General features: G+C 65.9%; 11 protein-coding genes. 8 read left to right on the top strand and 3 right to left on the bottom strand.

The genetic code is table 11. The annotated features are described in order from the left end of the window. Positions 1 to 38: 38 nt before the first annotated feature. On the top strand, positions 39 to 428 hold the full coding sequence (locus G486_RS0119235; RefSeq protein ID WP_027016999.1) for a VOC family protein: 390 nt from the start codon (positions 39 to 41) through the stop codon (positions 426 to 428). Between the two features lie 170 nt (positions 429 to 598). Here G486_RS0119235 and G486_RS24735 read toward each other — a convergent pair whose 3' ends face one another. Together G486_RS24735 and sbcD are read right to left on the bottom strand one after the other, a co-directional pair. Then, positions 599 to 4,048, bottom strand: coding sequence for an AAA family ATPase (locus G486_RS24735; RefSeq protein ID WP_027017000.1), 3,450 nt, complete (start codon positions 4,046 to 4,048; stop codon positions 599 to 601). Next, positions 4,045 to 5,331: an exonuclease subunit SbcD gene (sbcD, locus tag G486_RS0119245; protein ID WP_027017001.1), complete on the bottom strand. Its 1,287-nt coding sequence runs from the start codon at positions 5,329 to 5,331 to the stop codon at positions 4,045 to 4,047. Before sbcD ends, G486_RS24735 begins: the two co-directional genes overlap by 4 nt. A gap of 197 nt (positions 5,332 to 5,528) precedes the next feature. Between sbcD and G486_RS0119250 the strand changes: the two genes are divergently transcribed. The 3 genes from G486_RS0119250 to G486_RS0119260 all read left to right on the top strand — a co-directional run bounded on the left by G486_RS0119250 (position 5,529) and on the right by G486_RS0119260 (position 8,516). Then, positions 5,529 to 6,134 carry a class I SAM-dependent methyltransferase gene (locus tag G486_RS0119250; RefSeq protein WP_027017002.1) on the top strand — a complete coding sequence of 202 codons (606 nt, stop codon included), beginning with the start codon at positions 5,529 to 5,531 and terminating at the stop codon, positions 6,132 to 6,134. Between the two features lie 66 nt (positions 6,135 to 6,200). After that, positions 6,201 to 7,004 carry a tRNA-uridine aminocarboxypropyltransferase gene (locus G486_RS22865; RefSeq protein WP_034388494.1) on the top strand — a complete coding sequence of 268 codons (804 nt, stop codon included), beginning with the start codon at positions 6,201 to 6,203 and terminating at the stop codon, positions 7,002 to 7,004. A gap of 435 nt (positions 7,005 to 7,439) precedes the next feature. Further along, positions 7,440 to 8,516: an acyltransferase family protein gene (locus G486_RS0119260; protein WP_027017003.1), complete on the top strand. Its 1,077-nt coding sequence runs from the start codon at positions 7,440 to 7,442 to the stop codon at positions 8,514 to 8,516. 33 nt (positions 8,517 to 8,549) lie between these two features. Here the strand turns inward: G486_RS0119260 and G486_RS0119265 are convergent, their stop codons facing one another. Continuing rightward, positions 8,550 to 9,182 carry a DUF924 family protein gene (locus tag G486_RS0119265; protein ID WP_027017004.1) on the bottom strand — a complete coding sequence of 211 codons (633 nt, stop codon included), beginning with the start codon at positions 9,180 to 9,182 and terminating at the stop codon, positions 8,550 to 8,552. A gap of 287 nt (positions 9,183 to 9,469) precedes the next feature. Here G486_RS0119265 and G486_RS0119270 point away from each other — a divergent pair, with 287 nt between their 5' ends. The 4 genes from G486_RS0119270 to G486_RS0119285 all read left to right on the top strand — a co-directional run bounded on the left by G486_RS0119270 (position 9,470) and on the right by G486_RS0119285 (position 12,714). Further along, entirely contained in the window at positions 9,470 to 10,039 is a 570-nt protein-coding gene (locus tag G486_RS0119270) for a DUF1439 domain-containing protein (protein WP_051303696.1), read from the top strand. A 156-nt stretch (positions 10,040 to 10,195) separates the two neighbouring features. After that, positions 10,196 to 10,918, top strand: a complete 723-nt coding sequence (locus G486_RS0119275; RefSeq protein WP_027017006.1) for a glutathione S-transferase C-terminal domain-containing protein — start codon at positions 10,196 to 10,198, stop codon at positions 10,916 to 10,918. A 138-nt stretch (positions 10,919 to 11,056) separates the two neighbouring features. Further along, positions 11,057 to 12,130, top strand: a complete 1,074-nt coding sequence (locus tag G486_RS0119280) for a pirin family protein (RefSeq protein ID WP_027017007.1) — start codon at positions 11,057 to 11,059, stop codon at positions 12,128 to 12,130. A gap of 113 nt (positions 12,131 to 12,243) precedes the next feature. After that, positions 12,244 to 12,714 carry an FKBP-type peptidyl-prolyl cis-trans isomerase gene (locus G486_RS0119285; RefSeq protein ID WP_027017008.1) on the top strand — a complete coding sequence of 157 codons (471 nt, stop codon included), beginning with the start codon at positions 12,244 to 12,246 and terminating at the stop codon, positions 12,712 to 12,714. Positions 12,715 to 12,751 lie beyond the last annotated feature (37 nt).

Consider the following 12,751-nt stretch of genomic DNA (forward strand, 5'->3'; position numbering starts at 1 on the left):
CATGGGCGGGCCGGTGATCAATCAATTATGGAGACGACATGTTCAGTCACGTCATGCTGGGTGCCAGCGACCTGGAAAAATCCAGGCAGTTCTACGATGCTTTTCTCGGTGTTCTGGGTGCAGCGCCCGGTGTTGCCAACAAGAACCGCTATTTCTGGCGCAATGCCGGGGGCACGTTCTCGGTGTCCACCCCCATCAACGGCGAGCCAGCCAGCCATGGCAACGGTGCCACCACGGGTTTTGCCGCAGAGTCGCCCGAGCTGGTGGACAAGGCCCATGCAGCGGCCCTGGCCGCCGGTGGCGTGGATTGCGAGGATCCTCCGGGCTGGCGCGGCGATTCGCCGGGCGGCCGCCTGTACCTGGCCTATGTGCGCGATCCTGCAGGCAACAAGCTGTGCCTGCTGCATCGCCCGCCGAAAGGGGCTTGAGTCGCATCGACTTGTATTTTGATAGCTGCTAGCGCTTGCTGCATAAGCGCTAGAGGCCAAAAACAGTCAAAAAACAGGGCTCGGCGTGCAGCGCCCGCAGAGCCCCCGATTCAGGTTTTTCCTGTGCCCATGCTTGCGGGAAGCCTGGGCTTGCCATTTCGGCTCCGACGCTAGCCTGTCTGCACGACCAGGCGTGAGTGGCCCACGCCGCCGCCCTTCTCCACACGGATCTGCGCGGGAATGCGCTCCTTGAGCGCATCCACATGGCTGATGATGCCGATCATCTTGCCGCTGGCGTTGAGCGCATCCAGCGCCGAGAGCGCAACTTCCAGCGTGTCGGCATCCAGCGTGCCAAAGCCCTCGTCGAGGAACAGGCAGTCGATCGAGGCCTTGTGGCTGACCAGGTCGGACAGTGCCAGCGCCAGCGCCAGGCTGACCAGAAAACTCTCGCCGCCCGATAGCGTGCGCGTGTCGCGCGCGGCATCGCCCTGCCAGGCATCGACGATTTCAAGCTCCAGCTCGCCGCTGCTTTTGCGCCTGAGCGTGTAGCGCCCGTGCAGGCGCTGCAGGTGGCGGTTGGCCAGGTGCAGCAAGTGGTCCAGCGTCAGGCCCTGGGCGAACTTGCGGTATTTGTCACCCTGGGCCGAGCCGATCAAGCCGTTCAGATGCTGCCAGAGGTCGGCCTCCCTGGTCTGGACCTCGATCCTGGCGAACAGGGCTTGCTGGCTCTGGCGGCGGCGCTCGTCCTCGGCCAGCCGGCTTTTGATACCGCCGATCTGCTGGCTCAGCGCATCGCGCTGCTGCTGCAGGTCCTGCAACTGCTCCTGGATCCGGGCCAGAGGCCATGGGCTGAGGTTCTGGGCCGCGAGCGCTGCGTGCCGTGCCTGCGCGGCCTGCAGCAAGGCGGTGGCGCGCTCCAGGGCTGCCTGCAGCCGCTGCTGCAGCGCGCTCAGACGCAGGTGCTCGGCCTCGGGCAGCAGGGCCTGCGCATAGGCGGCCAGGTCACCAAACGGGCTGGCGTCCAGCGCCGCCTGCCATTGCTCGGCACGGTGCTGTGCATGCGCTGCCTGTTCCTCGATCTGGGCCTGTGTCTGCTGCTGCTGGCCCTGGAGCTGGGCCAGGTCCTGACGCAGGGCCTGGACTTCGGTCTCGCATTGCTCTAGGGCCTGGGGCAGCTGCGCAAGTGCAGGCAGGGCCGGATCATGGGGCGGCTGTGCGGCTGCGGCTTGGCATTGCGCGCTCCAGTGCTGGGCCCTGGCCTGTGCGGTCCTGCATTCCTGGCGCTGCAAGGCCAGCGCCGGCCCCAGCTTTTGCAGGCGGGCCTGGGCTTGCTGCCACTGCTGCCATTCCTCCTGGCGCTGTGCAAGCCAGGGAAGCGCCTGCGCGGGATCGGGCAGGGCATGGCCGGCTTCGGCCAGCGAGGCCTCCAGGCTTTGCAGCAGGCTTGTCCTGCCGGCCTGCAGCGCGGCCAGAGCCTGCTGCTGCTCTTGCTGGCGGTGGGCGTTATCGGTCAGGGTCTGTTGCAGGCGCTCGAGCCGGCTGTGCTCGGCCTGGGCCTGCTGCATGGCCAGGTGGGTCGCGTCCCGGGCTTGCTGCACGGCCTGCTCGCCGGCTTCAGCCTCCTGCAGGGATTGGGTGAAGCCGTCCAGACCTTGCTGGCTGGCGGCCTGCAGGTCTGCCAGCGCCTGGGGCTGTTGCCAGTCGCAGTCTGCAGGGCCGGTGGCCTGGGCCAGAAGGCCGAGCCAGTGAGCATTCCAGCGCTCCAGTGCCTGGTGCAGCTCGGCGAGCTGGCGCTGGTTGCCGGCCTGTCCGGCCTGCAAGGCGGCAAGCGCTGCGCTGGCGGCTTCGCCGCGCTGCTGAACCGCCTCCAGCTCCTGCTGCCGGGCCTGCAGGGCCTGCTGCGTGGCGGAGAGGTCGAGCGCCTCATAGGCCGCAACCGCCGGGTGCTCGCGCGCGCCGCACAGGGGGCAGGCCTGGCCCGGCTGCAGGTGCTCACGATGCGCGGAAAGATCCTGTATGCGCTGCTCCTGGGCCAGCAGCTTTTGCTTGTCCGCGACCTGCTCCTTGAGGTTTTTGTACTGCTCGCGCAGTGCGGCCAGGGCCTGGCTGCCGGCCTCGATCTGCTGCCCGGCTTCGCGTTCCTGCTGCTCCAGCCGGGCCTGTTGCTCGGCCAGCTCGCGTCTTTGTCGGGCCTGGTCCTGTATCTGCTGCCAGCCATGCAGCTGGGCCTGCAGTTCGCGGCCGCGCTCGCGCAGCTGGGCCAGGCCGGGGGCCGACAAGGCGGCCAGCCGCCGGGTCTGGGCATCGCTGGCCTGCGCCATCCGGGCCTGGGCCTGAACGAGTGCTTGCGCCGCCGCATCGGCCTGGGTTGTTTGCGCCTGAAGCTGCTGCGCCAAGGCGGTTTTTTGCTCGTCCAGCTGCTGCAGCGCTTGCTGCTGGTGGCTGATCTGGCGCTCTTGTGTTTCGCGCAGCTCGAACTGCTGGCGCCAGCTGCCCAGCCACTCGCCGAGGCGGCCGTGGGCGGCCTGGGTCTGGCAGCGCTGCTGCAGGTCTTGCTCTTCCTGCTCCAGCGCCGCGAGCTCTTGTGCTGCGGCCTGTGCCAGGGCCTGTGCCAACGCCTGTGCCTGGCCCTGTTGCTGCTGCAGCCGCACTTGGGTCTGGCCATGCTGCTCCTGCAGCGCCTGCCATTGCTGCAGGCCTTGCTGGTGTGCGCTGCAGGCCTGCTGCCAGGCCTGGTGCAGAGGGCGCAGGGTCTGGGCAGGCTGGTGGGCGGCCAGGCGCTGCAGCTCGGGCTGCGCCTGCTCCAGCGCCTGTGCGTCCTGCGCATGACCGGCTTCGGCGGTCTGCAGGTCCTGGGCGGATTGCTGCAACTGCTCCAGCCACTGCAGCTGGGCCTGTGCGCTCTGGTGCTGGGCCTGTGTGTGCTGCCACTGGTGCTGCAGGTCCTGCTGTTCGGCTTCCAGGGCCTGGCGCTGTTCGGGCGCCAGCAGCTCCACGCCATGGGCCTGGGCCTTGAGCTGGTCGAGCAGCTGGCGCTCATGGCGGGCGCGCTCGAATACCTTGATCGAGATCTGGCCGTAGATGGCCGTGCCCGTGAGCTCTTCGAGCAGGCCTGCGCGCTCGCTCGCATTCGCCTGCAGAAAGGCCGCAAAACCGCCCTGAGCGAGCAGCATGGACTTGGTGAAGCGCTCGAAGTCCAGGCCCGTGATCTCGGCGACGAGTTCGCGCATGGAGCGGGTCTGCGTGCTGAGCACCGTGCCGTCTGCGCGCGCAAGCTCGACCTTGGGCGCCTGCAGGGCGCCATCGGCCTTGTCGCGCGCGCGGCGCTGGCTCCAGAACGCACGGTAGGCCTGGCCCTGGGCCTCGAACTCCACCTCGGCCAGGCAGTCGGCCGTGTGGCGCGTCATGATGTCGTTGCTGGTCGACGTAATGCTGTCCAGCCGGGGGGTCTGGTGATAGAGCGCCAGGCAGATGGCATCGAGCAGCGTGGACTTGCCCGCGCCCGTGGGGCCGGTGATGGCGAACAGGCCGTTGTCGGCAAACGGTGGCTGGGTGAAGTCCAGGCGCCACTCGCCCTTGAGCGAGTTGAGGTTCTTCAGCCTGAGCGTGAGGATCTTCATGCGTGGGCCTTTCCGGCGGCATCGCCGCCACCATCCCCCTCCTTTGCGAGGCTGTCCAGAATTTCCGCATGGCACTGACCCAGGCTCAGGGCCAGCGCAGCGTCGATCTCTTCGAGCGCCAGGCGGCGCGCAAACACCTGCGCGGGATCGAGCTCGTGCAGGGATTCGCCGGCCTGGGCCTGCAGGGCGCTAGCGCTCTTGCCGCGCAGGCGTTTGACGCGCAGCAGCTCCACGGGCTGGCCCTGGCACAGGGTCTGTACACGCTCGGTGAGGTCGGGCAGGTAGTCGTTCTCGGCGACCGTGACTTCCAGCCACACTGGTGCACTGGCGGTGCCGGCTGCTGCTGCGGCCTGGATGCAGGCGCCCAGCTCGGCCAAGGTGCCCTGGACCGAGGCCATGGGCTGAAAGCAGGGCACGGGCAGCGGCGTGACGCGAGGGCTGGTGTCTGGCGTGTCCGCGAGATCGACGAGCAGCATCTGCTTGGCCTGGCCGGCTTCGTCAAAGCTCAGCGCAATCGGCGAGCCGCTGTAGCGCATGTGCTCCTGGCCGCCGACTTTCTGCGGCTTGTGGATATGGCCCAGCGCCAGGTAGTCCACGGGCGGGAAGGCATTGCTGGGAAAGGCCTCGAGCGATCCCACATAGATTTCGCGCACGGATTCGCTGCTGCTCGCACCCACCGTGGTCAGATGGCCGGTGGCGATGATGGGCAGGTGCCGGCCCAGCTCGGCGGCCAGGGTTTCGCGGCGCTGCAGTGCGGCCGCATAGACCTGCTGGTAGCAGTCCTGGATGGCGGTCTGCAGGGCTTGCTGCTTGTCCTGGGCGCTTTGCCCGGCCTGGCTTTGCACCAGATCGCGCGGGCGCAGAAAGGGCAGGGCGCAGACCAGGCAACCGGGCCCGGCCTGCTGCGTGCCGGTGCGGCGCAGCGGCAGCTCCAGCACATGCTGACCGGCATGACCGCTCCACTGGGCGAGCACCTGGGTATTCAGGCGGGCCAGCAGTGCGCGGCTTTCGCCCAGCGTGGCCACGGAGTCGTGGTTGCCGCCCAGCAGCAGCAGGGAGATGCCCGCGCCATGCAGGCCCACGACGAGCTGACTGTAGAGCTCGCGCGCATAGCTGGGCGGGGCGCCGGTGTCGAAGATGTCGCCCGCGATCAGCACTGCATCGACCGCGTGCTCCTCGACCTGCTCCAGCAGCCAGGCGATCAGGGCCGCGTGCTCGGCCTGACGGCTCTTGCCCATGAAGTGCTGGCCCAGATGCCAGTCGGAAGTGTGGAGTATGCGCATGGTAGGGATTTGGCCGGGAACGCGCACATTGTCGCCGCTGGTTCTGCCGTTATGAATTTGATAGCTGCAAGCGCTTTACCAGCAAGTGCTGCAGCGCTAAAAAGGCTAATTCCCAAGGCCTGTGACCTCAAGCCATGCTTGGGCCATACTGCGGGCTTGGCGAGGCCATGGGGTCTCGCATGTTCACAGGAGCATGAGTGCAGTCAGCAAGCGAGCAGTGGTTCGACGAAGCGTATTACCAGCGCTTTTATTTCGACAAGAAGACCAGCGTGGCCGATCCCATGCATGTGCAGCGGCTGGGCACGTTCATCTGCTCCTATCTTGACTATCTGCGCCTGCCCGTGCTGCGCGTGCTCGACATAGGCTGCGGCATAGGCCTGTGGCGCGAGGCCGTGCAGAGCCACTTTCCCGCGGCCAGCTACCAGGGCGTGGAGTTCAGCGAATACCTTTGCGGGCGTTTCGGCTGGCAGCGCGGCTCGGTCGTGGACTATGCGGCGGCCGAGCCGTTCGATCTGGTGATCTGCCAGGGCGTGCTGCCTTATCTGAGCCCTGGCGATCTGCGCCTGGCCATGGACAATCTGGGCCGACTGTCGCGCGGCGCGCTGTATCTGGAGGCCGTGACGCGCGAAGACTACGAGCGCGACATCATCGACGAGGACCTCACCGATGCCCGGCTGTTGCGCCACCGCGCCAGCGTTTACCGGCGCGGCCTGGGCGCACATTTCAAGCAGCTGGGCGGAGGCCTGTGGCTGAGCCGGGGCTGCAGCCTGCCGCTGTTCGAGCTTGAGTGCCTGGGGGAATGAGCCCGGGCAGGCGCGCACAATAGCGGGCCCTGTTCCTTCGCCGCCCGGTCCGGCGCGTCCCGCCTCATGCACTCGCCGCAACTTCCTCTGTCCTTTCTGACCTCCGTGGACCCGGGCCTGCCGCCGCACGCGGTCTCGCGGCTGCGCACGCAGCGGCTGGCGCGCAGCACGCGGCCGTTTCTCTCGCGTGGCGGACCCAGGGGCGAGCGCTGCGAAGGCTGCCGGCTGCGGCCTTCGCACTGCCTGTGCGCGCTGCGCCCCATGCTGGAGACCGGTGCGGGGTTTTGTCTGGTCATGCACGATGCCGAGCCGCTCAAGCCCAGCAACACGGGCTGGCTGATTGCCGATGTGGTGTGCGACACCTGGGCCTTCGGCTGGTCGCGCACCGAGCCCGACGCGGCGCTGCTGGCCCTGCTCGAAGATGCGCGCTGGCAGCCGTATGTGGTGTTTCCCGGCGAGTTCGTGAGCCCGCCCGGGCGGGTGGTGCATGACCTGGCGCCGCACGAGGGGGCCAGGCCCGGCGCGCGCCCCTTGTTCATCCTGCTGGATGCGACCTGGCCCGAGGCGCGCAAGATGTTCCGCAAGAGCCCTTATCTGGACCGCTTTCCTGTGCTGAGCCTGCGGCCCGAGCAGGTCTCGGGCTACAGGCTGCGCCGCAGCCAGCGCAGCGACCACTTTTGCACCAGCGAGGTGGCGGCGCTGTGCCTGGAGCTCACGGGCGATACGCACGATGCGCAGGCAGGCCGCGTGCTGGAGAGCTATCTGCAGGTGTTTTCCGAGCGCTATCTGCAGGCCAAGAACCAGAAGCCGCCCGAGGTGCACAGCGTGGCAATGCAGGCGCTGTGCTCGGCCATGCGGCCTGAATCGTGAATGCCTTTCCCGTCCGCCCGCAGGCTTTGGGGCTGCTTTACAGTTGATCGAAGTTGTTACAAAAACGGGCTTCGCACGCCTTATGACCCCGCGAAGGGGGTAACGGCGCTTTTGCGACTGCAAAAATCTGTTTAAATCGCCCGAGGCTGACGGCAAGCTTGCAGTTTTCCCCATGTGCTCGCAGCGTCTGAAGGTCCATGCAGCAGAAGTCGGGTCTGCCCCCATCTCGACTTCTGCACTGTTGCATGGCCTGCCTAGGGACGGTTCACCGCCCAAGGCTTGCAGTCGCTGCATGCACATGGCTTGTGATGCGCAATGCCCTGTTACGCACGCCCTTTTTCAGCCTTCACATACTGCGCTGCCAGGCTCTTGCCAGGTTGTGCTCTTTGTTTGCAAGCCTGGCCATAGCCCGGGCGAAAGGAAAGGTGCCCGGTTTTGGTGGATAAGGTCTACAAGCTGAGCTACAACCCAGCCCTCGATGGCTTGAGGGGCGTGGCAATCCTTCTGGTGATTCTTTCGCATGCTCATGCTCCACTGTTCGATGGAGCGTTCTTCGGTGTGGATTTGTTCTTCGTGCTCAGCGGGTTTTTGATCACCTCGCTGCTGCTCATCGAGTTCGATACCACCCAGCGCCTGGATTACTGGCGTTTTTACCGGCGGCGCTTTTTCCGCCTCATGCCGGCCCTGGTCCTGTTTCTCGGCGTCTACTGTCTGGTCGCGCCCTATCTGTGGCCGGACCTGACCGACATCTACTCGGATGCCCTGGTCTCGGTTCTTTATCTTGCCGATTACGGCATTGCCTTCTTCGACAGTCCCGACACCTTGCTGCACATGTGGTCGCTCTCGGTGGAGGAGCACTTCTACCTGATCTGGCCGCCGCTGCTCATGCTGCTGCTGCGTCGCACGGGGCGGGAGCGCCTGTGGCGTCCGCTGCTCATGCTGTGGCTGCTGAGCTGGCTGTGGCGCGTGTTCTGGGTCGAGCAGGGCCAGCATTTCTACGAAATCTTCTTTCGCTTCGACACGCGGGCCTCGGGCCTGGTCGCAGGCTCTTTGCTGGCCGCGCTCATGGCAGGCAAGCCGGGCTTTGCCCAGGGCGTGCAGGCACGCATGCACCATGCCATGTGGCTGCCGCTGGCCGTGCCTTTGCTGATGGCCCTCTCCTGGGACAACCAGGACGCCATGCTCTGGGGCATTACCGTGGTCGAGTGCGCGGCCATCGTGGTGCTGATCGCCGTGCAGCAAGGCCATGGTCTGGTGTATGACATGCTGACATCGCCCATGCTGGTGCGTCTGGGCAAGCTGTCCTATGGCGTCTATCTATGGCATTACCCGGTGGTGCGCTATCTGCGTGTCGAGTTTTCCTGGCCCGTGGTCGTGGTCCTGGGCTTGGCCATTTCAGTCGCCCTGTCGGCCCTGTCGTTCTACACGGTGGAGCGCTGGGCGCTGCGCTGGCGCGATCGCCCGTCCAAGCCCCAAAGAGAGCCACAGGGCCTGTCGGTGAATACGCCTTGATCCATTGGCAGGCCCGGAACGGGGGCTGCAGGCTTAAAAGCCGGCTCCCGGCTGGGCCAGGTACTCTTTCTCCTTGGCCGTGCTTTCGCGCCCGAGAATCGCGTTGCGATGCGGAAAGCGACCATAGTCTGCGATGACTTCGCGGTGCTTGTGGGCGTAGTCCAGCGTGCCCTCGAGAAAGTCCCGGGTCTCGGGCGTGGCCTGCTCGGCCAGGGCAGCGAAGGCGGCCACACTGCGCTCCTGCAGGCTCAGATCTTCGGCATGCTCCAGCGGCAGGTAGCAAAAAATCCGGGTCACCAGGGGCAGTTGCCGGTCATGGCCCAGGGCCATGCCTTCGAGTGCCAGGGCCAGCGCACGCGCGTCGCCTGCAAAGCTGCGCGGCGTGGCGCGGTAGATGTTGCGGGTGAACTGGTCCAGCAGCAGCAACAGACCCAGGCGGCCTCTGGGCGTGGCAGCCCATGCATCGAGCTCGCCTGCGAGGGCGCGCTCCACCCAGGGGCCAAAGCGTTCGCGCATCTCCCGGTCCGTGGCTTCGGACTTGGTGAACCACAGGGTCTTGCGCTCCAGGGCCTGCGTATCCTCGGGCTGGGCCGAGCCAAACCAGTACTCGAGGATCTGGTCCAGCTGCATGTCGGGGGCGTTGGCAAAAGATTGTCGCTCTGTCATCGGTTTGGCGCACTCAGGCGTTCTTGTGAGAGGGCTTGTATTGTGTGACGGCGCTGAACTTTTGCAGCCACAGGCTGCTCAAAACCCTGGTTCTGTAAGAAGGGAGCTCGTTACCCACAGGCATCCCCCATGGGTCCACACAGATTTATGCACATCTTTTCCCAATGCTTGTACAGTCACCGGATCCCTGGGAAAGCGGGTCCCGGCTCATCACAAAACATTGCCTGATCTACATGCCGTAGAGGCGCCCTGGCAGCTGGCTGCCATTTTTCTGGAAGTTGGTTTCCGTGCTCAATCGTCGTTCTTGCTTATGGGTTCTGGCCAGTGGTCTGGCCGTTGCAGCCAGCGGGTGCTCGGGCCAGGTGCCTGGCAGCGTCACGGTATCGCGGCAAAAGCTGCAGGACATGGTGGCCCAGCGTTTCCCAAAACAGTTTCCCGTGGCCGGCATGCTGCAGTTCAAGCTCGCCCCCCCTGCGCTGAATCTGCAACCCGAGCGCAACATGCTCAATGCCATGCTGCCGGCCGAGCTCTCGGGGCCCGTGCTCAAGCAGGTCTATGCGGGCAGGATGGATGTGGACTTTGCGCTGCGCTACGAGTCCACGGACCGCACGCTGCGCGCCCACCAGATCAAGGTCAACACCTTGCATCTAGAAGGCCTGACTCCGGCCCTGAGCGACATGCTGACCACCTATGCGAGCGTGCTCGCCGAGCAGGCCCTGGGCCAGGTCGTGCTCTACCAGCTGCAGGAAAAGGACCTGGCGCTGGCCGACTCGCTGAATATCGAACCCGGCGCGATCACGGTAACGCCTCAGGGATTGAACATCACTCTGGTGCAGAAAAAGCCGGCCGCGCATTGAGCGGTCTGCCCTGCCTGAACACAGACTCGGAAAGCGCGAAGCTGAGACTGCAAAAACACTGCGGGCGGATACGGCGCTGAGCCTGCATCTGCACCGGCCGGATGTTGGGGTTAGGATGCCTTGCTTGCTGTTCCAACCCTTTCTTCGAGGTGTTTGATGACTTCCCAGAACCCGCTTTCCACTTTTTCCGTCACGCGCAAATGGCCTGCGGCCCACCCCGAGCGCCTGCAGCTTTATTCGCTGCCCACGCCCAACGGCGTCAAGATCTCGATTGCGCTGGAAGAGATGCAACTGCCCTATGAGGCGCACCTGGTCAGCTTCGAGACCAACGACCAGCTCACGCCCGAGTTCGTGGGCACCTTTCCCAACAACAAGATTCCGGCCATCATCGACCCCCAGGGTCCGCACGGCAAACCGCTGGTGCTGTTCGAATCAGGCGCCATCCTGATCTATCTGGCCGAGAAGTGCGCCAGCCCCTTGCTGCCCGTCGAGCCGGCTGCGCGCTATGAAACCCTGCAGTGGCTGATGTTCCAGATGGGCGGCGTGGGCCCGATGTTCGGCCAGGTCGGCTTCTTCCACAAATACGCGGGCAAGAGCTTCGAGGACAAGCGCCCGCGCGACCGCTACGTCAACGAAGCGGCACGCCTGCTGCGCGTGCTGGAGCAGCGCATGCAGGGCCGCACCTGGATCATGGGCGAGACCTACACGATTGCCGACATCGCCATCTGGCCCTGGGTGCGCAACATGGTCACGGAGAGCGGCTACAACGCCGCAAGCCTGGTCGGCTGGAGCGAGTGCACCGAGCTGCAGCGCGTGCTTGCGGCCTTCGAGCAGCGCCCGGCCGTGCAAAAGGGCTTGCAGATTCCGCCACGCGGCTGAGCCCGGCGCCGCTTGCGGCAGCACACTGTTGCATGCCTGGGCCGGACTGTTGCGCCCACGGTGGCTTTCAAACGCGGCTCCAGCCCGCATGTGAGTGCTTGACGCGCCTGGATGGCGCGCACTCACAAGGACAGCCACATGACCCAAGCCACTCCCATTCTGCAAGTCCAGCCCCTGGGGCCTCTTTGGCCGACCATGGACCCGTTTCTGTTCTGCGCCCACCACGACGACGCCTATCCGGCCAGCAACGGGCAGATGGGCGTAGAGGCCGTGGAGTTCGAGGGTCGGCACATGGGCAGCGACTTCAGCCGCCGCGACGGCTTTTCCATGTACCACGGCGAGCCGGTCCCGGGCTTTCCCGGCCATCCGCATCGCGGCTTCGAGACCGTGACCCTGGTGCGCAAGGGCCTGATCGATCACTCCGACTCCCTGGGTGCTGCGGCGCGCTACGGCGGCGGCGATGTGCAGTGGCTGACCGCAGGCCGGGGCATCCAGCATGCGGAGATGTTTCCGCTGCTGGAGACCGGACAGGCCAACCCGCTGGAGCTGTTCCAGATCTGGCTCAACCTGCCTGCACGCTCCAAGATGGTGGAGCCGCACTTCACCATGTTCTGGCACGAGCGCATTCCGCGCATCACACAGCACGATGCCCAGGGACGCGAGACCGAGATCACGGTGATTGCGGGCGCCCTGCCCGCCACCGGCGAGCAGCCGCAGGCCAGGCCGCTGGCGCCGCCACCCGAATCCTGGGCCGCCGATCCCGGGGCCGATGTCGCGATCTGGACCTTGAAGCTCGCGCCTGGCGCACGCTGGACCCTGCCGCGCGCGGCCGGCGAGGCCACGCAGCGCATGCTCTACTTCTTTGCGGGCGCGGGCCTGCGGATCGGCGGCAAGGCCGTGCATGCGCATGCGGCCCTGCAAGTCAATGCCCAGCACGACTGGGAGTTGTTCAACGGCGGCAATGCGCCCATCGAATGCCTGCTGCTGCAAGGCCGGCCGATCGGCGAGCCCGTGGTCCAGTACGGCCCGTTCGTGATGAACAGCCAGGAGCAGATCATGCAAACCCTGCAGGATTACCGCCGCACCCAGTTCGGCGGCTGGCCCTGGTCCGACCAGGCACCCGTGCACGGCGCACAGTACCGGCGCTTTGCACGCTACCCGGGCCGGACCGAGGATGAGGAGCCGGCTTTCGCAGCCGCACGCCAAGGCTGAGACAATGCGGGTCGGGGCGCTGCGATCGCAGCGCCTTTTCTGACCACGACCTGCGCGAGTCCGGCACCAGGCCGGAACTGCTGCTTGCGCAGGTCCCATCGAGTTTTCATGCCATGAACATCACCCAAGACTGCGCCGTCACCATCCGCTACAAGATCACCGACAAGCTGGGCAAGCTGCTGGACCAGGGCGATGTGGCCTATCTGCATGGCGGCTACGACAACATCTTCGCCAAGGTCGAAGCCGCGCTGGACGGCAAGACCGTGGGCGACACCCAGACCGTGGATCTGGCCGTGGACGAGGCCTTTGGCGCGCGTGACGAAAGCCTCAAGCGCAGCATCCCAAAGGGCGAGTTTCCCCCGGGCGTGAAGGTGGGCGGCCAGTTGCGCGGCACCAATGACCAGGGCGAACCCCAGATCTACCACGTGGTCAAGATCAAGGGCCCGGTCGTGCTCCTTGACGGCAACCACCCCCTGGCCGGCCAGGAGCTGCGCTTTTCCTGCAAGATCAACGAAGTGCGTGCGGCCACGGCTGTGGAAATCGAGCACCGCCATGTGCATGGCGGACATGGACACCACCATTGAGCCTGGCCCCCTCGCTCCTTTGGGAACCGGGACTTTG

The sequence above is a fragment of the Comamonas composti DSM 21721 genome (assembly GCF_000429845.1).
Lineage (GTDB): Bacteria > Pseudomonadota > Gammaproteobacteria > Burkholderiales > Burkholderiaceae_C > Comamonas > Comamonas composti.